Below are 23,738 nucleotides of genomic sequence, written 5' to 3'. Positions count from 1 at the left end.
CAGGAAAAGCGAGCCAGGTGAGACCCCGCAGCGAGGCGGCTCACGGTTCGCCCGCGGAAAGGGAGTGATTTTTGCATATTTCAACAATGAATTTTACAAAGCCTTTATAATAAATGTGCTAATGCACCTTAATATTCCCGCTTGAAACCGAAAGATCAATGAGATGTTCGCCTGAACCGTATGTGCCTTCAATACCTTTTCGATCCGATGACTGGTTTTTCAAAGGAAAGTTACAATGGATGGAACCGCTGCTCGTTTTTCCTTTCAACTTAAAGTCTGCATCTTTCGGCAGGTCCAGATTTGCAGAACCTGAATTGATCTCGACCTCGATATCCCCGGTCAATTCATCCATCTGTACGTTTAAATTCCCTGATGACAGATCAGCAGTCAATGCGCCAGAATATTTCTTGATCTTTACATTTCCAGAGCTGCTATCGAAAGAAGCTGATTCAGTCTTCATATTGCTGATATCTACATTTCCAGAGGAGCCATCATGTGAAAACTTTCCTGTATGGATATTTTTAAGATTAAGATTACCTGAATTCATATCGATTTCTAACGATGTCAATTTCATGGGATTGGAGGGGCCCACAAATGCGAGATTCCCCGAACCGTTATCCAGATTCATTTTTTGATCGTAATTTTCAGGTACGTAAATAGTCAATTTGGAGCGATCAAATCCAAACCAATGAAACCAGCCTCTTCTTACTTTTACATTGATATCATCTCTGCGTCTATCAACAGCTACTTTTCCTTTACCTTTCAGCTCTACCTTTAAGTCATCTCGCTTTTCGGGTACGATTTCTGTATTTACACCAGACACATCGATATCGATCAGCTCTGTATTTTCCACTTTTTCCGAAAAGGTCTTGTCATTAGCAAAACCGAACCATGTGAATTTCGTTTCGGTAAATAAAAGATACACTCCTATTACGATGATTAATATTGCAAATAGCATTTTCATAATAAAACCTACTTTCATTGATGATTGTCAATTTATTTATTGTTTATAGATTAAGAGAGTTACGTAAATGGAACAACGAACCTCGGCATTATTTAAAAATAAGACTTGAGACGTAGAAAAAAGGAGCCGACATGTTTATGTCGACCCCTAATCACTATTCAGCCTTTGTATCTGAAATGAACGACGGCTGAATATAAACGCTTGCCACTTGAAGGATCGATGTTCACCTGGTGTGATACATGATGGATTCGAAGTAACAAGGCTTTGTTCTGTTCGATTTTTTCTTGGATAATCGCTTCCAGTTTTGAAAGTTCACTAGCTTCGAAGAACTCGACTTTATCTTCGATGAAATCAAGATGAAGTTCCATTTTTTTCACACTCCTGGTAAAAAACTAAACATAGGGCTAGTTTCTTTTGAAAGGCAGCCAGTTAGCCTCCCCAAATAATTTTACCATGACTGGGACGAACAAGGGTAGGAGCACGAGTGCATAAAGGAACAGACCGGTTAAAACTACTGTCGCGATTTGCAAGAGTGACAGGACGCCTGAAGGATACATGGCAGCGAATGTACCGCCAAGGATCACAGCAGCAGATAAGATCACCGTACCCATATTTTTCATCGATAGGATCATCGCCTCTTTTACCGACAGCTCCTTGTATTCATTAAAGCGGTCCATTAGAAAGATGCTATAGTCCACACCTAAGGCTACGAGAATGACGAACCCGAAAAACGGTACCGTCCAGTTGATGCCTGGATAGCCCAAAATGTTGACGAATATCGCTTCTGTCATCCCCATTGAAGTGAAATAGGTAAGTATCAGTGAAGCAACCAGGTAGATCGGCATGACGATAGATCTGAGTAAAATAATCAAGATGATTGAGATTCCAATCAGCATAAATAGTACTGTACGACTATAATCAGCGTTCGATATTCCTTCCAGGTCATGGTTTATGCTTGTCACACCACCAATGCCATAATCAATTCCTTCAAGGGCTGTACCTTCAGTCGAACGCTCGATGGCCTCTTCAATTTCAGCCACTTTATCCATCGAATCGGTTGAATAGGGATTATCCGTAAAGATTACATCGAACGTCGTAACTGTGCGTTCCTTGGTCATATAGGCATCAATAGATTGTTGGAATTCATTACTTTCTAAAGCCTCATCAGGAATGTACCAACCTGTCGCTTGTTGATTGCCGGACCTACTCAATGAAGATAAATAATCTTGTGCTGAAGTCAATCCATTCGATATTTCATCTAGGCCATTTACACTCTGGTCTAATCCATTCGTCAATGTATTAATTTGAGTGTTGAAGCCCTTGAATCCGTCGAGAAGTTGTTGTTGGCCGCTATTCACAGAACTTAAACCGTTGGAAAGGACAGGAATATGATCAATGACCTCTCGCTGTCCTTCCGCCGTTTGATTCAAGCCATTTTCCAATTCTCCAAGATGTTTTGAAATTTGACCGAGGCCGTTTGCAAGTTCCACTTGTTTAGTAATTAGCTTATCAAAGCCATTGTCAGCGTGTTGGAACTTCGTATTCATACCTTCTAAGTTTTGATTCAACGTATCCATTCCATCTCCAAGCTGTTTTGCAGCTCCCCTTGATTGTTTAGTCTTTTCCACAGCTGCTAGATATGTTTTATCAGTTTTTAATTCTGGATGATCTTCAGCAAGTATTTCCAAGTCACCCTGCAGGGAAGATAGAGCTTGAGACAGACCGTTCAAATTCTCTTGAATAGTCTTGTACTCATTGTGCAGGGTTGACACACCATGGGAGAGTTGTTGATACCCTTCAAGTAATTCTTTTTGCTTCTCGATCAATAATTGCGTACCAGCTTGTGCGTCATCGACCGCTTTTTGCAGTTCACCTGTACCTGCCGATCCACTCCGTAGTCCTTCTTCAATTTTCTCTAAGGAGCCGCCTAGTTGATTGACACCGGATTGTAAGTCTTGAGTCCCAGTTATGAGATCATTGATACCAGAAGTTGCTTCTGTCAGTTCCGGCTCTGATTGTTTCAGGTTAGTAGTCGCTTTGGATAAACCGTTCTCGATCTGATTCAGTCCATCTTTCCCCTCACCAAGTCCATTATTCAATTGTTCGGCCTGGCTTGAAACTAAGAAGTCTTCAATCTGTGTTCCCTTTGGTTGAGTTGCACTCCGAACTGTCTCAATTCCTTCAATCCTGCCAATTGATCGGGTGATCTCTTCTATAATCGGTAAATATACTTTTGAATCAAGTTTTTCATCATGTTTGAGTACCACTTTTGTCGGTAATGATTCCCCAGGCCCAAAACTATCTGAAATGACATCAAATGCTTTTACAGAGTCGTAATCATTTCCAATCTCATTCAATGAATTGAAAGAAAGTTTCCCATCATACGTAAGAAGGAACGGCAAGGTGAGCAAACCGACGATCAATAAGGAAATCATCGGACGGGCAAACGTAAAACGCCCAGCCCAGCCCCATAAACGACTCTGTTTATGTTCAAGATTTCCCTTAGCTGGCCAGAATAACTTTGCTCCGAACAATTTTAAAAAGAATGGAACAATCGTGAGCAAGGCGAGGATCAACACTCCGACGCCTACTGCCACGGCAGCTGCTGATTGATATAATTTAAAGGTCGAAAGCCCGATCGATGAGAATCCGATCATAACGACCAAAGCACTGAAAATAACTGTCCGTCCTGCATTCTTATAGGTTGAAATGATTGCTCCATCAACCGTGTCATGATGGGGGATTTCTTCTTTAAATCGGCTCAAAAGCAAAATACAGTAGTCTGTTCCAATTCCAAACAAGATGGCTACTAAAAAGATCTGAGTGAAATTTGATAGTGGAAAGTCAAACTGATCAACGAGAAATCCGACGATGGATTGTGAGGTGATATAAGTTACCCCTACCGTCAACAATGGAATGATCGGCGCGGCGAGTGACCTGAAAACTAGAAAGAGCACCAATAAAATAAAGACGATTGTAATGCCCTCCGTCTTCTTAAGCCCTTCTTGTGAACTTGAAATCAAATCTTCATCAATCATCCAACTGCTCGTATAATAATGCTCTACCTTCGCTGAATCAATCGCTTGATAAAGGTCATCGCGTGTTTCCGCTGGTGTACGATCCTTGAAGTTGACATCAATACCTACAAGGATCGTCTTTCCATCGTTTGCAACGAGTTGTTCTTCCAAATCAGGCGCATCGAAATGCGTTGTGATTTCCGTAATACCTAATTTCTCTTGTTGTTCTTTTATTTCCCCTACACTTCGTTCTGCTTCTGCTAATTCTTCATCTGTAAGTCCCTGATCATTATGAAAAACGAGGGCTACACGAGATCCGTTCTCATCTTCACCAGCCGCCTCTTCCAGTATTTCATCCGCTTGGGTGGAAGTATATCCATCCGGAACGCGGATTTGCCCTTTATCCCGGACTAAGTCTTCCATATCTGGAGACGTGAAAACTAAAGCGAAAATTGTTAGAATCCATAACCCGATGATGAACCATCTCGCCTTAACGATAAATCTCACTTTTCTTCCTCCTTGCCTTTGATCAGGTCATCAAGGTAACCATCCAATTTTTCATAAGTATTGATGAACTGCATGATTTCTTCTTTTTCAAATTTTTGAATGAACGAAGCGACAAGCTGATGAACTTTTTCTTGGGAGAGTTGAAATAGTTCTTCACCACTTGCAGAAAGGGATAGATAGACGATTCGACGGTCATCCTTATCACGCCTCCGCTCGATCAATCCCCTGTTCACAAGCCTATTGATGATGGCTGTAACAGAGCTTTTTTTGACATGAAAGACCTCAGCGAGCTCTGTAGATGTGCATTCTTCTTTTGAGTGTATGTATCTCAAAACGAAATGCTGATCGCTCGTCAAATCTTCACTTATCTCTTCTTTGATCAATGTTTCCGCTTTTTTCTGTACAGAAAAAGAAACATTTTCATAACGCCTTATGATTTCATTCATTAAAGTACTGTCCATAAAAAGACCTCCAAGCATATAATGATTAGACACTCTAACTATTAACGAGCCTAACTATACTATCTGGAAGGGTTCTATGTCAAGAGGTAAAGTTTTTAGAATGGTTTCAATATTGCTAGATAATAAGGAATGTGGTATGTTGTAGCCATATTGATCTTAATTCATACTATAAAGATAGGAATAATAAAGTTTAATAATAGGAGTGTGAGTAACGTGGGAAGAGAGTTTATCGATCTCTTTGACCAGTGGGCAGAATCTTATGATGAGACTGTTTCAAGCAAAGATAACGAATATCATGAGGTATTTAACCAATATGAAGAAATTCTTGATCGTGTTGCGAATGAATCGTACGGTACCGTTCTTGAGTTCGGGGTGGGGACCGGTAATTTGACGAATGTTTTGATCAATAAAAAGCTGAATGTGATCGGTGTGGAGCCATCGCCTGTCATGAGAGAAAAGACAGCAGAGCGCTTTCCGGAATTGAATGTAGTCGATGGTGATTTCTTATCTTTTCCTGATTTTGATGAGACAATCGATACCATTGTCAGTACGTATGCATTCCACCACTTGACAGATAAGGAAAAGGAACAAGCCATTCGTAATTATGGAAAGCTCCTTGGCAACAATGGTAAAATTGTATTTGCAGATACCGTGTACGAACATGAAGACGCTAAAAAAGAAATTCATGAACGGGTTAGGAATCAAGGCTATAAAAACTTACTTCATGATCTGCTGACGGAGTACTACACTACGCTTGGCGTACTAACAGAGATCTTCGACAAAAATGGTTTCGATGTAAGCTTTGAGCGTCTCAACAGGTATGTGTGGTTGATTCATGCTGTAAAAAAAGATACGTAAAGGAATGTGGATATGAAAGTCGCTATTATCGGAGCAATGGACGAAGAAGTCATTTTGATGCAAGAGTTGATTGAAGAGTGCAAAACGGAAACGATGGCCGGCTGCACCTTCTATACCGGAAAACTGTACGGCCAAGATATCATCCTATTGAAATCAGGAATCGGGAAAGTGAATGCGGCAATTGCGACAACACTATTGAACCAGTTATATAAGCCTGATTATGTGATCAACACAGGATCAGCAGGAGGTTTCAACCCTGACTTGAATGTCGGAGATGTCGTCATTTCAACGGAAATACGGCATCACGACGTCGACGTGACGGCATTTGGATATGAGTACGGGCAGGTCCCGCAATTACCAGCATTTTATATGCCAGACCCATTGTTGGTACAGATTGCGGAAGAAAGCGCGAAGGACGTTACCGATATGCAGATCGTCAAAGGTTTGATTGCATCTGGTGATTCATTCATGAACGATGCTGATCGAGTAAAAGATATCCGAGGCAAGTTCCCAGAATTATTTGCTGCCGAAATGGAAGCTGCCGCTATCGCCCAGGTTTGTCATCAATTCAAAGTACCGTTTGTCGTGATTCGCTCTTTATCCGATATCGCAGGTAAGGATGCACCGATGTCATTCGATCAGTTTTTGAAAGTAGCGGCAAAGAATTCCGCTGAATTGATTTTAAAAATGGTAAAGGAGCTGAAGAAACATGGCTAAAAAAATGAATGTGGAAAGTTTCAATCTGGACCATACAAAAGTGCGTGCACCGTATGTACGACTAGTAGGGGTAACGAAAGGTCAACATGGAGATGAGATTTCCAAGTATGATATCCGTTTCAAACAACCTAACAAGGCGCATATGGATATGCCAGGACTTCATTCTATTGAACATTTGATGGCTGAGAATATACGGAATCATCATGACCGTGTCATCGATATTGGTCCGATGGGTTGCCAAACTGGTTTCTACCTGTCTGTATTGAACCAGTCCGACCAAGAGGAAATCATGGATGTGTTGGAAAAAACATTGAATGATGTCCTTAATGCAGATGAAGTTCCGGCATGTAACGAAGTGCAGTGTGGCTGGGCTGCGAACCACAGCCTTGAAGGGGCAAAAGAGATAGCTAGTGAAATGCTTGAAAAACGAAGCGAATGGAAAGATGTATTTGGAGAGGAATAACTTGCATGAGGTATTTTAAGAACGTTCAAGAGCTGATTGGTCATACACCGTTAGTGGAGATATCCAACTTTAATCTCCCTAACAGTGTACGGCTTTTCGCAAAACTTGAGTTTTATAATCCTGGTGGAAGTATCAAAGATCGGCTAGGAAAAGAACTGCTTGAAGAAGCGTTCATAAGCGGTAAACTTAAGCCTGGTGGGACGGTCATAGAGCCGACTGCCGGGAATACAGGTATTGGGATTGCCTTAGCTGCTGTCAACAAGGGGATCAACGTTATTTTCGTTGTGCCTGAAAAATTCAGCGTCGAGAAGCAAGAATTGATGCGGGCATTAGGTGCCCAAATCGTCAATACTGAAACCGAAAAAGGGATGCGTGGGGCAATTGAAAAGGCAAAGGAGCTCGAGAAGGAAATCGAGAACTCCTACTATCCTGCACAATTTGCAAATCCAGAAAATCCCAATACGTATTATAAAACACTAGGACCTGAAATCTGGGAAGCACTTGAAGGAAAAATCGATGTATTCCTTGCAGGAGCAGGAACTGGTGGTACTTTCATGGGCACAGCCCGATATTTGAAAGAGCAAAGCAAAGATGTCAAAACGGTCATTGTTGAACCAGAAGGATCGATCCTGAATGGAGGAGAACCAGGTCCTCATAAGGCTGAAGGGATCGGCATGGAATTCTTGCCCGATTATATGGACACGAGCTACTTTGATGCAATCCATACAATTGAAGATGTAGATGCCTTTGAACAGGTAAAGGAGCTCGCCTCAAAAGAAGGTTTACTCGTTGGAAGTTCCTCAGGAGCTGCAATGCATGCGGCATTGATCGAGGCAGAACAAGCTAAGCCTGGAAGCCATATCGTTACGGTCTTTCCAGACAGCAGTGAACGTTATTTAAGTAAAAAGATCTACCAAGGAGGCATTTAGATGAAGCCGAAAACGAAAATGATCCACGCTGGTATCTTCGGTGATGAGCATACAGGTGCAGTAACCACGCCGATCTATCAGGTGAGCACTTATAAACAAGAAAGTGTCGGAAACTTTAAAGGGTATGAGTATTCCCGTACAGGAAACCCGACTCGCCATGCACTCGAAGAATTGATCAAGGACCTTGAAGAGGGTGAAGCAGGATTTGCATTCGGTTCAGGCATGGCCGCGATCAACTCGATTATGATGCTGTTCAACACAGGGGACCATGTCGTATTTACGGATGATGTATACGGCGGAACATACCGCCTCGTTTCGAAGGTACTGAACCGTTTAGGATTGGAATCTACGTTTGTAGATACGAGCAACCTTGATAATATTGAAGCAGCAATCCAAGACAACACGAAAGCGATCTATGTAGAAACGCCGACGAATCCGTTATTGAAAGTGACGGATATTGCTGGAGCATCTAAAATCGCAAAAAATCGTGATCTCTTGATGATCGTAGATAACACGTTCAATACCCCATATTGGCAGACTCCTATCAAACACGGTGCAGATATCGTACTGCACAGTGCGACAAAATACATCGGTGGGCACAGTGATGTTGTCGCAGGTCTTGCTGTCGTGAACACGAAGGAGTTGGCTGAAGAACTACATTTTATCCAAAACTCAGCTGGAGCAGTTCTCGGACCACAGGATTCATGGCTGTTGATCCGCGGTATCAAAACACTCGGTCTCCGTATGGAAGCGACCGAAAGCAATACGAAGAAGATAGCAGAATTCCTTGAGTCCCATCCGGCTGTAGAGAAAATTTTCTATCCTGGATTGAAATCCCATCCTGGTCATGACTTATCTAAGCGTCAAGCAGGTGGATTCGGAGGAATGATTTCGTTTGATGTCGGAAGCCAAGAACGTGCCGACCAGGTGTTGAGCAAAACGCGTTACTTTACACTTGCAGAAAGCCTTGGAGCGGTTGAAAGCTTGATTTCCGCACCAGCACGGATGACACATGCGTCAATCCCAAAAGATCGCCGTGAAGAACTTGGAATTACTGACGGTTTGCTGCGGATCTCAGTAGGAATTGAAGATGCAGAAGACCTGATCGACGACTTGAAGCAAGCGTTGGAACATTGATAACCAGAAGACCTGTCCTCACTGGAGGTGGGTCTTTTTTCTATGTTGCTTGTTTTTTAGTATATTCCTTTAAGCGAAATTCACGACACTCCTGTGGGAAAAGCGAGCCAGGCGAGACCCCACAGCGATTTAAGGATCTTCGAGTATAATAATGAACTTCGAAAGGACCTGGTAACTTAAGGAATCTTCTGATAATCTCTTATCCTCTCAAAGGAATCATGTTACGATGATGATACAAGTAGGGGTGGGAGTATGTCAAAGGAAATGGTAAAGGATACTGAAGATAAAATTGCGGATTTCAAACGTTTCAGCTTTGTACTCCTATCGTTAAGTGTATTTTTATATATTGGGAGTATTATCCCATTTGAAGGCAAAGAGACAACCGATCAGCTCGTGTTATTGAGTACAAGCTATATATCAATCGGAATCGCTCTGTTATTTTATCGAAAAATTTCAAAATGGAAGAAACTATTGAAAGAAGAGTCATAGACTTATTAGAAAGGACGGTTGGAGTCCTTTCTTTTTTATTTGGTTTGATATTCGAGTCGTTTCAATTACTCTCTGAAGTTATGCAATTTTATAGAACTCCTATGGTTTGTCGACTACTTACCTGATTTTCATAAAAAAAGCAGGATTTTCCTTAAAAGAAGCTAATACTGTTATGAATACATAAAAAGGAGACCCCGATCGAAATGCTTTACTCGCAATATCTGTACCAGGATGATAAACCGTTCAAAACAACGATCAGGAACTACAATGCGTCTGACTTCAATCAGCTTATCGATATTCAAAAAGAATGCTTCCCACCACCTTTTCCATCTGACCTTTGGTGGACGAAAGACCAATTGGCAAACCACGTTCATATTTTTCCTGATGGAGCGATCTGTGCGGAAGTGGAGGGTGAGTTAGCTGGGTCAATCACTACTTTAATCGCGGACAATCATGGGGAAGACCACACGTGGGAAGAAGTTACAGATAACGGATCGATCGGTACACATGATCCAAACGGAAACGTTTTGTATGTCGTGGATATCAGTGTTCGCCATAAGTACCGGAAAACGGGTATGGGCAAATTGCTCATGCAATCTCTTTATCACTTAGTTGTACACTTGCAACTTGAAGCAGTTTTAGGTGGAAGCCGCATGCCTGGTTATGAAAAAGTTAAAAATCAAATGAGTCCACAAAAATATTTTGAAGGAATCATTACCGGCGAACATAACGACCCGGTCGTTTCTTTTTTAATGAAAGCTGGACGTTCCCCGATAAAGCTTCTGCCCAATTACTTGGATGATCCAGAATCAGATGATTTTGGGGTATTGATGGAGTGGAAGAACCCATTTTTAGAAAAAAGAAAACATTTTTTCTGAAAATTAGTTTACTTTTCTTAGCTAAATGATTATAATTTACTCTGAAGGTTAAATTTACTAAAGGAGGTCGAGCGATATGATGATCGTATTCGCAATTGGAAAAGGCAATACAGCACAATTGAATAATTCAAAAGTTCGACCGGTGAAACAAGCGTAATTTTAACCGTTATTCAAACACGTTAAAAAACGCCACAGGTCGGCGACTACCTGTGGCTTTTCTATGACTTTTTTAGACAGTATAAGTATGTCTAGATGGGTCTAAAATGCCACAGGGAGTTACTCCTGTGGCATTTTTTAATGGATCAAATGAAAGGAGGCAGACGGAATGTGGATTGAGACAGCAGGAAAAGAACATTGGCTAGAGCGAGGTAATCCCCGGGACTAAAAGCACTCATAGAAAGGAGGGATCCGCTATGATGCCGGTAAATTTATTTTTACTGACGATTATCCAGAAAATATTGAAATCAGAAATGACTTATGATGATTACAGTAAACAAAAGCAAGCTGAAGACTTGTATAACCAAACACGTGAAAAAGCATTCTATTACATTTCCATGATGTAAAAAATAGAGGAGGTTGAAAACAATGATAAGAGGAAAGGTTTTTCTTGATTGGATGATTACAGAGAAAGATACGACCTGAAAGGAAATTCATGATGACGGGAGGGATACGATATGATGCCATTTCAATTATTCATTTTAGCGATCATTAAAAAAGTACGGACTGATGAAACTGATTCACATTTGATCGAACACAATGCACGCGTCCAGTCTTTAATGGATGCAGCACATGATAAAACAGCTCAATATATGAATATGATGTAACATGAAGAGCAAGCGGGGATCGCCACCGCTTGCTTTTTTGAACTATAAAAATCCTGAGCTTATCGATTCCGTATGACATTGTTTAAATAAGTGATTTATAGGCTTTGTAATAGAATACTTTTATCCGTCACCTAATTGGAGTTAACTTAAATCTTCAATTTCATCAAAGTGGATATCAATTAATTGGTTGGTTTTTGGATTTACCAATACATAAACATTTACTTTTTTCTCTTTTTCATCCTGTTCAAGGGTGAACTCGAAATTGTATTGGCTCCTCTCATCAGAAATGATTACTTTTCCATCATACTCATAATTGACGATCTTGAAGTTTGGATATTGTTTCATCGTTTCCTGTACAGCCGATTTCCCCCATTTTGCATAGTCGGGTTGTTGGCCATAACTGTCATTGGAAAGACCAAAACAGGACAATAGTAAGAGTACAATTATCATCTTGATATTGATCAATTTTTTCATCGTTTCACCACCTTACACTTTTTTAATAGTATTTTTTAATTATCATTTTCTATTCAGAATTGAGGATCAACTGGAGATGGCCGAAAGAATGCTGCTATAACTGGGTTTATTTACGTAAAAAATTTTAGAAAATTCAAAATTAATTCTTGATTTTTTAAACGCCCTAAATTAGAATCATAATTGTAATCGTTTTCAGAAATCGTTTTCATAAGCTTCTGAAAGGAGGAAATTTTTATAGTTTAGGAGGGATCGTATGATCACTATAGCAGATGTAGCTAATCATGCAGGATTATCAAGGGCTACCGTTTCACGTGTAATTAATAATCGTCCGTATGTTTCAGAGGAAAAGAAAAAGCTAGTACGTAATGCTATGGATGAATTGGGATATTACCCCAATTCTTCTGCCCAAAGGTTAAGAAACCAAAAAACAAACATAATTGCGGTATTGGTCCCAAGGCTTACAAATCCATTTTTCATAAACATCATAGAAGGTATTGAAAAGATTGCTACTGAAAGTGGACTCCAGTTATTGATTTGTCAAACAAAGTCAGATAAGCAAAAAGAACTGAACTATTTTACACTATTGAGGACAAAACAAGTGGATGGAATTATATTGACCTCACTTGAAAACGATTGGGAACAATTCAGTCCTTATGTAGATTACGGCCCCATCATACTATGTAATGAGTATTATGATAATGCCACTGTACCAATGATTCGGCTCAATCAATATGAAGGCAGTTACATAGGGGCAAGACACTTGATTGATAGAGGCCATCGAAAAATTGGATATTGCGGCGGAGGCACCAGCGGACTATCAAAGGATCGGAAAAACGGCCTCAAAAAAGCATTAGAAGAAGCAGGGCTTTCGTTAAATCCAAATAGGATTTTCCACAAAAGGCACAGCATAGAGGACGGTCGAGAGCTTATGAAAGAAATCACTGCAATGGAGGATCGTCCGACAGCCATATTCACGAATAGTGACGAGGTAGCAGCAGGTATTATTAAAGAATCGAAAGAACTAGGGTTGAAGGTTCCTGATGATTTAGCTGTCATAGGGTTTGATAATCAACCTATTGCTGAGCTGATTGAACCGAGGCTTACGACGATCGATCAGCCAAGTGAAGAGATTGGAGAAAAGGCGATGGAAACAATGGTTGCTGTTTTGCATCAACAGAAAATCGATACTAATCTAAAGGGATTAACTTTAAAACTGATTGTGAGAGAGTCCACTTGAGGGACAACCTTTTCCATCGCATTCTGAAATCGATTTCAATCTTTAATAACAAAGGAGGATTTAATAGTGAAAAGTATAAAAACCAGTAAGCTGGCTATGGTCATCTTAACTCTTTTGTTCCTTCTTGCAGCATGTAATTCAAATTCAACAGATACATCTACAGATGAAGAAGGGAATAAAAAGGAAGATTCTGAAGGACAGGAAAAAGTGACTATTGTGTATGCAGCAGGAAAAGACCCGACAGGATCACCGCACAAACAGATTGAAGCGTTTGAAAAGACGCATCCGAACATCAATGTAGAATATCGTGAGATGCCAACTGATACCGGTGCTCAACATGATGCATATGTAACAGCTTTAAATGCAGGATCTTCTGAAATCGATGTCTTTGAGATGGATGTCATATGGCCGGCAGAATTCGCTCAGGCTGACTATGTATTACCACTCGACCGTTTCATTCAACAAGATGGAATCAATCTTGAGGATTACAATCAAGGACCGATATCTGCAGCAACGTTTAACGGAAAGCTATGGGCAATGCCGAAATTCATTGATGCTGGAATGTTATTTTATCGTACGGACATTGTAGAAGAAGTACCTGAAACTTGGGATGATTTGATCACCCAGGCTAAAGAATTGAAGGGACAGGAAGGGACTAAATTCGGTTATTTGATGCAAGCAAAGCAGTATGAAGGATTAGTTTGTAACGCAGTAGAGTTCATAGCCGCCTATGGCGGTGAAATTATTAATGATAATGGCGAAGTAGTTATCAATAGTGAAGATAGTATCCAAGGAATAAAAAAGCTAGTTGAAATTGCGAATTCTGATTTCGTCCCGAATAATATCATAACATTTACCGAACCAGAATCTCATACCTCTTTTATTGAAGGACAGTCACCATTCATTCGAAACTGGCCATATCAGTATGCACTGGCAAATGACCCGGAACAATCGGAAATCGTTGATAAAGTCCAAGTAGCCCCACTTCCGGAAGGTGACGCAGGCTCAGCAGCAGCACTCGGCGGGTGGTTAGCAGCCATTAATAAACATTCTGAACATCCAAAAGAAGCTTGGGAGTTCTTGAAGTTCATGACAGGTCCTGAAGGACAAAAAATCGATGCAATCATCGGTGGACATGCACCAACAATACCAGCTTTATATGAAGATGAGGAGATCATTGAAGCAAATCCGTTCTTTGGTAATGAAGGTTTTCAGGAAGCACTGAATGCAGCGGTTTCACGTCCTGTCGCACCAAACTATGCTGAAATATCTGAGATTATTCAAATACAAGTCTCTAAAGCTATTGCTGGAGATATAACTGCTGATGAAGCTGTAGAAAATATGCAAACTGAAATAGAAGCAAACCTAGTCAAGTAATATGAAACAGGAAAATCATTAGCCTTCGTAACTGGAGGCTATGTATTTTCTGAAAGTGGAGCATTTTTCTTTATAAAATGTGTGAAAGGAAATGATCTGGAAACATCAGGCCAAAGGGAATTACCCAGATAAAAACAGAACCCAAAAAAATTAAGAAGAAAATGTCTAAAAGGACAATTGGTTATATATTAGTGGCCTGCGCTTTACGTCGGAGGACTGACAGCAGGATCGGTAAAAGAATAAGAGTAAGAGTTTAAAAAGGAGGACAAATTCAATGGTGAAAGTAACCGTATGGAACGAAAACCGTCATGAGCAAAAAAATCCAAAGGTTCGGGAAATATACCCAGAAGGCATTCATAGTGCGATTGGGGAATTTCTCGAGAAAGCAGATTTTGAGGTGCAAACAGCAACTCTTGAGGAACCCGAGCATGGATTATCAGATGAACGTTTAAACGAAACGGATGTTCTTATATGGTGGGGACATATTGCCCATGCAGAAGTCAGCGACGAAGTGGTCGAGAAAGTGCACCAGCGTGTATTAGACGGAATGGGGCTGATCATCTTGCATTCTGGTCATTTTTCAAAAATTTTCAAGAAGCTGATGGGTACATCTTGTGATTTGAAATGGCGTGAAGCAGATGACAAAGAGCGGCTTTGGGTTGTTGAACCTAGCCATCCGATCGTAGAAGGGGTTGGAGAGTATATTGACCTTGAAAAGGAAGAAATGTATGGTGAACACTTCGATATTCCTGCACCAGATGAGCTAATATTTGTGAGCTGGTTTGAGGGTGGAGAGGTATTCCGAAGCGGATGTACATATCGACGAGGAAAGGGTAAGATATTCTACTTCCGTCCAGGACATGAAACATACCCGACATACTTTAATAAGGAAATTCAAAGAGTCATTATAAATGCGGTTCATTGGTCCAAGCCGACCGAACGTCCAACACCTGTATATGGTAATGCGAAGCCCTTGGAGAAGATTACGAAAAAATAACTTTATCAGATATTAGGAGGAGTGTTGAATGAAAAAATTGAAAATCGGGGTCATAGGGTGCGGAAACATCGCAAGAAGGCGCCACCTTCCAGAGTATGCGGCGAATGAACATGCAGAAATTATAGCTGTATGTGATATTGTTGAACATCGAGTAAATGAAACAGCTCAAAAATACGGTGCAAGGGCGTATATCGATTATGAGGAATTAGTCAACAACGACGAAATCGATGCAGTCAGTGTATGTACACCGAATTACTTGCATGCTCCAGTATCCGTTGCCGCTCTTCAAGCAGGAAAACATGTCCTTTGTGAGAAACCAATGGCCGTTTCAAAAAAGGAAGCAGAGGAAATGATCACAGCAGCTATCCAAAATAATAAGAAACTTATGATTGCCCATAACCAACGATTTGTACCTTCCCATGTAAAAGCAAAGCAGCTGATAGAAAATGGGAAAATAGGCAAGGTGTATAGCTTCAGGACAACTTTTGGACACGGTGGGCCAGAAGGCTGGAGTATAGATGGGAAGGACAGCTGGTTTTTCCAAAAGGAAAAATCCCATATTGGTGCCATGGGAGATTTAGGTGTACACAAAGCAGATTTGATTCGCTATTTACTAGGAGAAGAAATAGTCGAAGTTGGGGCTTTTGTTGAAACGAGTGCAAAAGATAATATCGATGTTGATGATAATGCGGTTTGTGTACTGAAAACACGCAGTGGCATAGTTGGTACATTAACGGCAAGTTGGTCATACGTGTCAAAAGAAGACAACTCCACTATCATTTATGGTGAAAAAGCGATTTTGAGATTGGAAGATGACCCTGTTAATTCTTTAATTGCGCAATTCCAGAATGGCGAAGTAGTGAAATATGAACTGTCCGGTATACAATCAAATGAATCAGGGGGCCAAACGAATACACATGTGATCGAAAAGTTTGTAGATTGTATCGTAAAAGATACAAAGTCCCCTGTTAGTGGAGAGGAAGGCTTGAGATCCTTACAGATCATTCTTTCCGCCCTTGAGTCAAATGAAAAGAAAAAAATCGTACGCCTTTTTTAATGACGGTATACATCAAAAAACTGGGCACATTGAGACGTTTTGTGACGGTAGTGTGAAACGATATGATCTATTTCAACCCTGTCACAACACCTATTTTGGTTAGAGAACCTAATACTCATCCGTAACATTTATATTTTCATATTCCTTTGATTATCGTAATAATAAATTGGTACAGACACACCCAAGCCCAGTCTTACATAGGATTAAGTATGTGTGATAGCAGCCTATGGAGGTGAGGGTGTGTCAAGCATCATCGCAGCACTGGCTTATTTTTTCAAAGAAGTCATGTTCTTCGTTTCTTACGTGAAGAATAATGCGTTCCCACAGCCATTGTCGCCTAAAGAAGAAACAAAATATCTGAAAGAAATGGCGGAAGGCAGTGAAGACGCCCGGAATCGCTTGATTGAACATAACTTGAGACTCGTCGCACATATATGTAAAAAATTCGAGAATACAGGGGAGGACACAGAAGATCTAATCTCCATCGGTACGATCGGCTTGATCAAGGCGATCGAGAGTTACTCAAGGGGGAAAGGGACGAAGCTGGCAACTTATGCTGCACGTTGCATAGAAAACGAGAATCTAATGTCATTACTAGTGCATAGGAAGAATTGCTCTATGACAGCATTTCTGGGATTTTAAAATGTGAATCATTTTAATTTGGACTGGTTATGTATTTAAACTTCAAGAAGGGGATCCAAGTTCCCTTCTTTTTCATTGTTTATTAAACTAAACCTCTTTGGAGGAGTTTTTTGACCACAATACTTGCAAATTCTTCAACATCTTTAAATTCTACAGTTGTACTTATTTCTTTAATTTCTTGAAGAAACTCATGAAGATCCTGTATAGGTAACAACTACAGATAATTTTTGTTAAAAATATAACACGAGAAATTCCTTCTTCTATTTCATTTTTCCTTATAACAAAGCACCTCCTGTTCTAATTCCTTATATTGTAAATATCCGATTAATAATCAAGCATTCCTTTCTTTATTTCAAAGTTGATTGTGAAAAGGGGTTTAAAGAGGTAATATTGAATTACTAGTTATTCCAGAAAAGGGCAGCATTCCTGTTATAAAGTAAATCCGATTTGAGAAAAAAATAAGCCCCTTGGTATGATTGTCTTTGAGCTGGCCAGCAAAAAGAACAACAATACTAGGAGGCTGCACAATGAATTATAACCAAAATTAAAAACTTGCTATGAATACCAAAGAAAGGGTTATTTGAAAATTTATTTTATGGACTATCAAGGATACTGGTTAAAGGATGAATAATTCTACAATAAATTTTTTGCTAGTAAAATAATCCCCCAATAATCTCGAACTTTTGGCTATCAAAATGCTCTTAAAAAAGTAAATATTGAAATCTATAAACCAATACTACTCACCTCATTATCCTCAAACAAACTTGCTTTTTGGACGCAATGAATCGGATCTTTTATGTCTGGTTTCCTAGCCTTGGTGGGGTACATCAAAACTCAATTCATGAGGTATGGTCCCCAAGATTATCGAGACCAATTTCTACTTTTTCACAACAATCCTGGTACGATTAAGCGCATGGATTGGGCTGTTAATTGTCCCAGGACATTCCAATGTCGATCCATTTTTCGAAATACAGGGCCTTCCGAAATCAAAGATATAAATCCATGTCGTACAGGAGGATTTCTCCCAACAGGAAAAGCCAATTCTTGTCCTTCTCTTTTTTGATCGGTCTTACTTCGACCTAAATAATCTACTGATCTATCATGAGAAAAATTAAGGAGAGGATATAGGGAAATGAGATAGAAAAATTAATAGATGGGAACTTTTTACGGCTTTGCTAATGATATTCGGTCAATTTTTTTTAAAATATCAATTTATTTTATAAAAGGAGTAGATCGCATGTTTCCAATTGAAGAAATCCGTCAGCAATTCCCTGCGTTGAGCCGTCATTATAATGGTAAACAGGTTGTCTATCTAGATGGACCTGGAGGATCACAAGTTGTTGAAAGTGTAATAGATGCTATGGTTTCGTATATGTCAAAAGGCGGGGCTAACCTTCATGGAGAATTTCCCACAAGCAAAGAAACAGAGATGCACTTTGAAAATGCTAGAAAAGCAATAGCGGATCTTGTTGGTGCCAAACCAAACGAAGTTGCTTTCGGTCAAAACTCTACTTCATTAATGTTTTCCATTTCACGTAGCTTGTCAAAAACATGGACTTCTCAAGATAATATTGTAGTGACTGAAATAGATCATCGCGCAAATGTGGACTCATGGTCAACCGCAGCACAAGATTCTGATACAGAGATCCGCTATATTCCTGTAAACACAGAGACATTAACACTTGATTTATCTCAGCTACATCAGTTAATTGATGAAAATACAAAGCTTGTAGCCGTTTCACTTGCATCAAATGTCATCGGTACCATAGTAGATGTGACAGCCATTGTTAAACGAGCCCGTGAAGTGGGTGCTCTAATAGCTGTGGATGCTGTTCATGCTGTTCCACACTTTTTTATTGATCGTGATCAAATAGATGTTGATATTTTATTATGCTCTGCCTACAAATTTTTTGGTCCTCATATTGGTATTGCAGTGATTAAAGAAGATGTATTCAAACATATTCCTGTATACAAAGTAAAACCAGCTCCAAGCTATTTTCCAGATAAGTTAGAAACGGGTACACAAAACCATGAAGCAATTTCATCCATCGAGGCTGTGGTTAACTTTATTGCAAGCTTAGGAATCGGTTCGAACCGGAGGGAAAGAATTCATAATGCTTTTCAAATTATTGAGGAACATGAAAATAATTTGGCATGTAAATTTCGCCATGAACTAGCAAGCATCCCTGAAGTCACTTTATATCAAGCACCAGATCATGTTACAAAGACACCAACAATCGCATTTACTATCAATGGAGTTAAGTCTAATGATTTTTGTAAATGGTTTGCAGAAAAACATGCGATTTTCATCGCAAGTGGTGACTTTTATGCATCTACCCTTGCCGATAAACTAGGAATCAATGAAACTGGCGGATGGATCCGTGCTGGCTTTGCTCCCTATAATACCGAAAATGAAACAGACCGTTTAATTCAAGCAATTAAAAATTATGTTGCATCAAATATTAAAAAAGAAATAAAAAGTTAAAATTTATTAATTTTTTATTAATAGTTAAAGAATCTTTTTAAGCTACTTTATGAAAAACAATTCTTTACCTACTTGGGGTACCACCAGTAAAACGCAGCTTTGCAATGTAAAGATATTTTTAAAATAAATTCCCATTTCTCATTTATACTATCATGAAAGACTGGGATTTTAATTTTCATTGGTACAGGAATTATGAGTTCATTTTTTATGTCTACCCTTTTGGATCGTTGAAAAAACTAACTGATGTTCCAATACGATTCTTATTTTTATGTAGAAGCCGGAAAACTACGCTTGTCAAGGGATTCAATGAATGGAAGAAGGATGGACGATACGTCAAGAAAGGGGGAAAAGGCGATCAAAATCTTAGGGCCACTGATCCGGAAGAAGAAGGACAAGGAGGACGACGACAAGGAGAAAAAGGAGTTTTCCGGATTCCGGTATGTGAATATCTTCGTTGCAGTTAAACGGATGGAAAAAATCTTCCCGATTCCGCCGTTGAAATGCTGGAAGATGGGGGAGAAACCGAAAAAAAAGCCTTCTTCACGAAAGGATCCCCGTTCAAATTGAAAACACCGGAGAAGTGAACAGGTACTTTCACCTAAAAGAAAATTTTATCGCCATTTATAAAGAACGGAACCCGAAGCAGCAATTAAAGACGCTGATCCATGAATATGCGGATAATTTACTCCATTCAAAGGAGGCGAAATTCAAACAGGAAGAAAGCCGAATCAAAGAAGCGCAGGCTGAAGTTGTGGCGTATGTGGTTTTCCATCATTTCGGCTATGACACAGGAAAATACAGTTAAGACTTAGAAACTTACAAAAATTTTATTGTTTGTTTAGCAGTTCTTATCTAAATAGTTATACATCGTATACTTAGAAATACCTAGTAAATCAGCAACCGTTTGAATAGCCCCTTTGATTAAGAACAGGCCTTTATTATCTAAGTAAGAAATAAATTTTTCTTTTTCAACTTTGTTCATAAGCGGAATCGGTTTCCCTATTCTTTCGACCGCTTCATTGATTAGTTGTCCTTTTAAATCATTAATCGACGGGGAGAATTCTTCTTTTTTATGGTTATCCGGTTCATTAGAGATCAAGTTTTCAATAAACGACTTTGCCATTTTTAAGTAAGCGGTATCAATATTAATACATAAACACCCAATTATATTACCAGCCTCATCTCGGATAATCATCGAGCTTGATTTTATAGACTTTTGTTGAAGAGAGGTATTGGAATAATTTATTAGATTATCCTCGCCATCCAACCCTTTTTTAATAATTTCTAATCCGAGATTTGTGATCGGGGAACCGACTTTCCTTCCTGTAACATGGCCGTTAAAAATGGCAATAATCGAGGATGAATAATCTGTTAAATCATGAAGAACAACCTCGCAGAATTCTCCAAAAGTCTTTGCGATTCCTTCGGCGACTGAGATATATGGTTTTAACAAAGGATTCATGCTTTGTTTTTCAGTAATCATGTGCTTAACCCCACTCGTAGTGTTGATAACGATTTTTCTTTTTGATAGACAGATTTTCCTCCAAGGAAAACAGTTCTTACTTCTTTTAATGCCAGGATGTTTTCTAAGGGGTTACCCTCTACAAGAATGATATCGGCTTTTTTTCCTTTTTCTAAAGATCCGAGAATATGGTCAGATTTAATGGTTTTTGCAGCTGTAATGGTCGCAGACTGGATTGCTTCCAAGTTTGTCATTCCTTCAAGAATGTACAATGCTAGTTCATCTGCCAGTAATCCTGGATAGTTGTAAGGAGTACCGGCGTCTGTTCCTGATGCAATCGGAATGCCTGCAGCACGAGCCATTTTGAAGCTTATCCGGTGTTCTTCGATCAGTTCCGTAACCTGATCAATCATGTAAGATGGGATGCCTTGCGTATGATCCAGAATAAGAGTAGGTGCAATTAAAGTAGGCACCACAAAGGTACCTTTCTCTTTCATTAATGCTACGGCTTCGTCGTCGAGCAGATAAGCATGTTCAATTGTTGTAACGCCAGCCCTAATCGCATTCTTGATTCCTTCGTTTCCGATAGCGTGGGCGGCAGTTGTCTTGTTAGCGTTTTGTGCTTCCTGACAGGCACAGCTTAATTCATACTCGCTTAACTGCGTGGAACCAGGTTCATTCCCTTCTGTTAATACTCCACCGGTCGCCATCAGCTTTAACAGATCAGCACCTTCCTTCAACTGTGTTCTTGCTGCCTTTCTTATTTCTGCTTCTCCGTCAGCTTCTATCGCCATCACATGACCATGGCCGCCGGTCATTACAATCGGCCTTCCTGCTGCAAAAATACGAGGACCCGTCGCATGGCCTGCCTTAATCGCATTACGGTACTTAATATCTGCATTGTACCGGGTACCAAGATTGCGAACGGTTGTAATTCCGGCTTCTAAAAATTCTTGTCCCTGTTTACGGGCTAGGTGGGAAGTCTGGGATTCATCATCCTGTGCAATTTGTTTAAATGGATCAGGAGAACAGTCCATGCCAAGGTGAACATGACAGTCAATAAGACCTGGTAGAGCAGTGAGTCCCTCTCCGTTAATTACCTCTAAACCAGTTCCCGTTTCGATGTCTGGGCCATAATCGAGAATTCCTGACTCATCGAACAGTATGTCTCCTTTTTCGATAACTTCATCACCAGCACACGTAACCAACCTGATATTCCTAATCTTTGTCTTCATCGTCAAACACCCGCATAAATTTTCTCATTGTATTTTTGAATGAGGTCCTGGAAGAGTTCGAAGCTGATATTGCCCCCGCTTACCATTACTATAACTTTTTTGTCTGAAAGACTCGTATGGTGATGCAGCACTGCCGAGATAGCCGCTGCACCTGATGGTTCTACGACCAGCTTCGCTCTTTCTGCAAGAAAAGCTACAGAGTTGGCGATCTCTTCTTCAGAAACAAGAACGAGGTCATCTACGTATTTCTGGGTATGAGCGAACGTTAAATCCCCCGGCTTTTTGGCCATGAGACCGTCAGCGATCGTGTTGACTTCTACTTCTGTTGGTACTCCCATTTTACGGGAAGTATACATCGCAGTAGCACCCTCTGTATTAACGCCGATAACCTTTATGGTTGGCTTAATTTCTTTAACGGCTGCAGCGATTCCAGAGATCAAGCCTCCTCCGCTTACAGGGACAATGATCGCATCTGCTTCCGGAAGTTCTTCTAAAACTTCTAATCCGATTGTCCCCTGGCCTGCGATTGTAAACGGATCATCAAATGGGTGGATCATAGCTCGTCCTTCTTCTTCTTTGATCTGAAGTGCTTTGTTGAACATCGCAATCGAATCAGTACCATATTCGATCGCTTCAGCACAGTATAGTTGCGTAATCGCGTTTTTCTTACTCGGTACTGGATTTTCTGGCATAATGACCGTTGCTTTGATTCCAGCCTGTTGAGCGGCATAAGCAGTTCCTGCTCCGTGGTTTCCGGCGGAAAAGGCTACAACACCGTTGTTTTTTTCTTCTTCACTTAAATTAGCGATTTTATTGTAGGCACCACGAATTTTAAAAGATCCTGTTTTTTGAAGGTTTTCAGGTTTTAGATAGATTTCATTGTCAGAGATGTCTGAGAAAGTTTTGGTGTATTGAAGAGGGGTTTTATTAATAACACCAGCTAGGTTCGAGCGGGCTTGTCTAATTTCATTTAAACTGACGATCATTTTATTTCCTCCTATTTATCGATTACTTCTGCGATCATTTCGATTTCTACTGGAATATTAAAAGGCAGCATACTTGTTCCGATTGCAGATCTTGCATGTTTGCCATTTTCACCAAGCACTTCTACAAAAAGGTCTGATGCACCATTGATTACTTCTGCCTGTCGAAAGAAATCGGGACTGCTGTTTACAAAACCTAAAAGCTTAATCACTCGGATTCGACTGAGATCACTGACTTCGGATTTCAGCATGCTTAATAAATTTACTGCTGTTAAGCTCGCTGCTTCATAGGCTTCCTCAAGGGTAACCTCACTCCCGACCCTACCCTGGATACTGGGAATTCCGTCAACGATTGGACCTGAACCTGAGGTATAGATCCGGTTCCCACTTCTTCTAACCGTCACATAATTGGCTAATGGGGGAGGGGAATCAGGAAATTCATAGCCAAGATCTTTAAGTTTGTCTTCGATCAGCAAATAAAAGGCCTCCTTGTTAGATAGTAAACTAATTATAACTAAATATTCTAAAAATTCAATATAAACAAC

At 40.1% G+C, this 23,738-nt stretch carries 25 protein-coding genes and 1 pseudogene; 17 read left to right on the top strand and 9 right to left on the bottom strand.

What is annotated here, in order from left to right:
* Positions 1-118 precede the first annotated feature (118 nt).
* From ACJROX_RS20290 to ACJROX_RS20275, 4 genes are all read right to left on the bottom strand, one after another.
* Entirely contained in the window at positions 119-964 is an 846-nt protein-coding gene (locus ACJROX_RS20290) for a DUF4097 domain-containing protein (RefSeq protein ID WP_408007015.1), read from the bottom strand.
* Between the two features lie 158 nt (positions 965-1,122).
* The gene (locus ACJROX_RS20285) at positions 1,123-1,332 is read right to left on the bottom strand and encodes a DUF2536 family protein (protein WP_408007014.1); all 210 of its coding nucleotides are present in this window, start codon (positions 1,330-1,332) and stop codon (positions 1,123-1,125) included.
* Positions 1,333-1,368: 36 nt separating this feature from the next.
* On the bottom strand, positions 1,369-4,488 hold the full coding sequence (locus tag ACJROX_RS20280) for an MMPL family transporter (protein ID WP_408007013.1): 3,120 nt from the start codon (positions 4,486-4,488) through the stop codon (positions 1,369-1,371).
* Entirely contained in the window at positions 4,485-4,949 is a 465-nt protein-coding gene (locus tag ACJROX_RS20275; RefSeq protein ID WP_408007011.1) for a MarR family winged helix-turn-helix transcriptional regulator, read from the bottom strand. Before ACJROX_RS20275 ends, ACJROX_RS20280 begins: the two co-directional genes overlap by 4 nt.
* Positions 4,950-5,162: 213 nt before the next feature.
* On the opposite strand from ACJROX_RS20275, the gene ACJROX_RS20270 reads away from it, so the two are divergent.
* The 9 genes from ACJROX_RS20270 (at position 5,163) to ACJROX_RS20230 (ending at position 11,244) form a co-directional block, all read left to right on the top strand.
* Positions 5,163-5,807 (top strand): class I SAM-dependent DNA methyltransferase, encoded by a 645-nt coding sequence (locus tag ACJROX_RS20270; protein WP_408007010.1) that lies wholly within the window; start codon positions 5,163-5,165, stop codon positions 5,805-5,807.
* A 12-nt stretch (positions 5,808-5,819) separates the two neighbouring features.
* Entirely contained in the window at positions 5,820-6,524 is a 705-nt protein-coding gene (mtnN, locus tag ACJROX_RS20265; protein WP_408007009.1) for a 5'-methylthioadenosine/S-adenosylhomocysteine nucleosidase, read from the top strand.
* On the top strand, positions 6,517-6,987 hold the full coding sequence (locus tag ACJROX_RS20260; RefSeq protein ID WP_408007008.1) for an S-ribosylhomocysteine lyase: 471 nt from the start codon (positions 6,517-6,519) through the stop codon (positions 6,985-6,987). The genes mtnN and ACJROX_RS20260 overlap by 8 nt, the downstream gene beginning before the upstream one ends.
* A gap of 5 nt (positions 6,988-6,992) precedes the next feature.
* On the top strand, positions 6,993-7,916 hold the full coding sequence (locus ACJROX_RS20255; RefSeq protein WP_408007007.1) for a PLP-dependent cysteine synthase family protein: 924 nt from the start codon (positions 6,993-6,995) through the stop codon (positions 7,914-7,916).
* Complete coding sequence (locus tag ACJROX_RS20250; RefSeq protein ID WP_408007006.1) at positions 7,917-9,053, top strand: bifunctional cystathionine gamma-lyase/homocysteine desulfhydrase; 1,137 nt, start codon at positions 7,917-7,919, stop codon at positions 9,051-9,053.
* 252 nt (positions 9,054-9,305) lie between these two features.
* Positions 9,306-9,542, top strand: coding sequence for a YrhC family protein (locus ACJROX_RS20245; RefSeq protein ID WP_408007005.1), 237 nt, complete (start codon positions 9,306-9,308; stop codon positions 9,540-9,542).
* Between the two features lie 203 nt (positions 9,543-9,745).
* Positions 9,746-10,420, top strand: a complete 675-nt coding sequence (locus tag ACJROX_RS20240; protein ID WP_408007004.1) for a GNAT family N-acetyltransferase — start codon at positions 9,746-9,748, stop codon at positions 10,418-10,420.
* A 413-nt stretch (positions 10,421-10,833) separates the two neighbouring features.
* On the top strand, positions 10,834-10,983 hold the full coding sequence (locus ACJROX_RS20235; RefSeq protein ID WP_408007003.1) for a hypothetical protein: 150 nt from the start codon (positions 10,834-10,836) through the stop codon (positions 10,981-10,983).
* A gap of 111 nt (positions 10,984-11,094) precedes the next feature.
* Positions 11,095-11,244, top strand: a complete 150-nt coding sequence (locus ACJROX_RS20230) for a hypothetical protein (protein WP_408007002.1) — start codon at positions 11,095-11,097, stop codon at positions 11,242-11,244.
* A gap of 141 nt (positions 11,245-11,385) precedes the next feature.
* Here ACJROX_RS20230 and ACJROX_RS20225 read toward each other — a convergent pair whose 3' ends face one another.
* Positions 11,386-11,718, bottom strand: coding sequence for a DUF3889 domain-containing protein (locus ACJROX_RS20225; RefSeq protein WP_408007001.1), 333 nt, complete (start codon positions 11,716-11,718; stop codon positions 11,386-11,388).
* Between the two features lie 253 nt (positions 11,719-11,971).
* On the opposite strand from ACJROX_RS20225, the gene ACJROX_RS20220 reads away from it, so the two are divergent.
* The 8 genes and pseudogenes from ACJROX_RS20220 (at position 11,972) to ACJROX_RS20185 (ending at position 20,318) form a co-directional block, all read left to right on the top strand.
* Positions 11,972-12,955 (top strand): LacI family DNA-binding transcriptional regulator, encoded by a 984-nt coding sequence (locus ACJROX_RS20220; protein ID WP_408007000.1) that lies wholly within the window; start codon positions 11,972-11,974, stop codon positions 12,953-12,955.
* 96 nt (positions 12,956-13,051) lie between these two features.
* Positions 13,052-14,332, top strand: a complete 1,281-nt coding sequence (locus ACJROX_RS20215; protein WP_408011715.1) for an ABC transporter substrate-binding protein — start codon at positions 13,052-13,054, stop codon at positions 14,330-14,332.
* 274 nt (positions 14,333-14,606) lie between these two features.
* Positions 14,607-15,329 carry a ThuA domain-containing protein gene (locus ACJROX_RS20210; RefSeq protein ID WP_408006999.1) on the top strand — a complete coding sequence of 241 codons (723 nt, stop codon included), beginning with the start codon at positions 14,607-14,609 and terminating at the stop codon, positions 15,327-15,329.
* A gap of 28 nt (positions 15,330-15,357) precedes the next feature.
* Complete coding sequence (locus ACJROX_RS20205; RefSeq protein ID WP_408006998.1) at positions 15,358-16,386, top strand: Gfo/Idh/MocA family protein; 1,029 nt, start codon at positions 15,358-15,360, stop codon at positions 16,384-16,386.
* 285 nt (positions 16,387-16,671) lie between these two features.
* Positions 16,672-16,995, top strand: a pseudogene (locus tag ACJROX_RS20200) (sigma-70 family RNA polymerase sigma factor); the annotation flags it as partial.
* A 1,270-nt stretch (positions 16,996-18,265) separates the two neighbouring features.
* Positions 18,266-19,513 carry a cysteine desulfurase-like protein gene (locus ACJROX_RS20195; protein WP_408006997.1) on the top strand — a complete coding sequence of 416 codons (1,248 nt, stop codon included), beginning with the start codon at positions 18,266-18,268 and terminating at the stop codon, positions 19,511-19,513.
* Positions 19,514-19,756: 243 nt separating this feature from the next.
* Positions 19,757-20,080 carry a hypothetical protein gene (locus ACJROX_RS20190; RefSeq protein ID WP_408006995.1) on the top strand — a complete coding sequence of 108 codons (324 nt, stop codon included), beginning with the start codon at positions 19,757-19,759 and terminating at the stop codon, positions 20,078-20,080.
* Positions 20,081-20,093: 13 nt separating this feature from the next.
* A complete protein-coding gene (locus tag ACJROX_RS20185; protein ID WP_408006994.1) occupies positions 20,094-20,318 on the top strand; it encodes an ImmA/IrrE family metallo-endopeptidase in 225 nt (74 codons plus the stop codon).
* Positions 20,319-20,351: 33 nt separating this feature from the next.
* Here ACJROX_RS20185 and ACJROX_RS20180 read toward each other — a convergent pair whose 3' ends face one another.
* Genes ACJROX_RS20180 through ACJROX_RS20165 form a run of 4 tightly spaced genes read right to left on the bottom strand, consistent with a single transcriptional unit; the run spans position 20,352 to position 23,669 of the window.
* Positions 20,352-20,996 carry a transcriptional regulator gene (locus ACJROX_RS20180; protein ID WP_408006993.1) on the bottom strand — a complete coding sequence of 215 codons (645 nt, stop codon included), beginning with the start codon at positions 20,994-20,996 and terminating at the stop codon, positions 20,352-20,354.
* The gene (locus tag ACJROX_RS20175; RefSeq protein WP_408006992.1) at positions 20,993-22,210 is read right to left on the bottom strand and encodes an amidohydrolase family protein; all 1,218 of its coding nucleotides are present in this window, start codon (positions 22,208-22,210) and stop codon (positions 20,993-20,995) included. The genes ACJROX_RS20180 and ACJROX_RS20175 overlap by 4 nt, the downstream gene beginning before the upstream one ends.
* 2 nt (positions 22,211-22,212) lie before the next feature.
* Positions 22,213-23,196: a threonine/serine dehydratase gene (locus ACJROX_RS20170; RefSeq protein WP_408006991.1), complete on the bottom strand. Its 984-nt coding sequence runs from the start codon at positions 23,194-23,196 to the stop codon at positions 22,213-22,215.
* An 11-nt stretch (positions 23,197-23,207) separates the two neighbouring features.
* Complete coding sequence (locus ACJROX_RS20165; protein ID WP_408006990.1) at positions 23,208-23,669, bottom strand: RidA family protein; 462 nt, start codon at positions 23,667-23,669, stop codon at positions 23,208-23,210.
* Positions 23,670-23,738: the final 69 nt, after the last annotated feature.

The sequence above is a fragment of the Pseudalkalibacillus sp. A8 genome, assembly GCF_045920555.1.
Classification (GTDB): Bacteria; Bacillota; Bacilli; order Bacillales; family Fictibacillaceae; genus Pseudalkalibacillus.
Note: the sequence above shows the minus strand (reverse complement) of the source record. Positions and strands in the feature narration are given on the sequence as shown.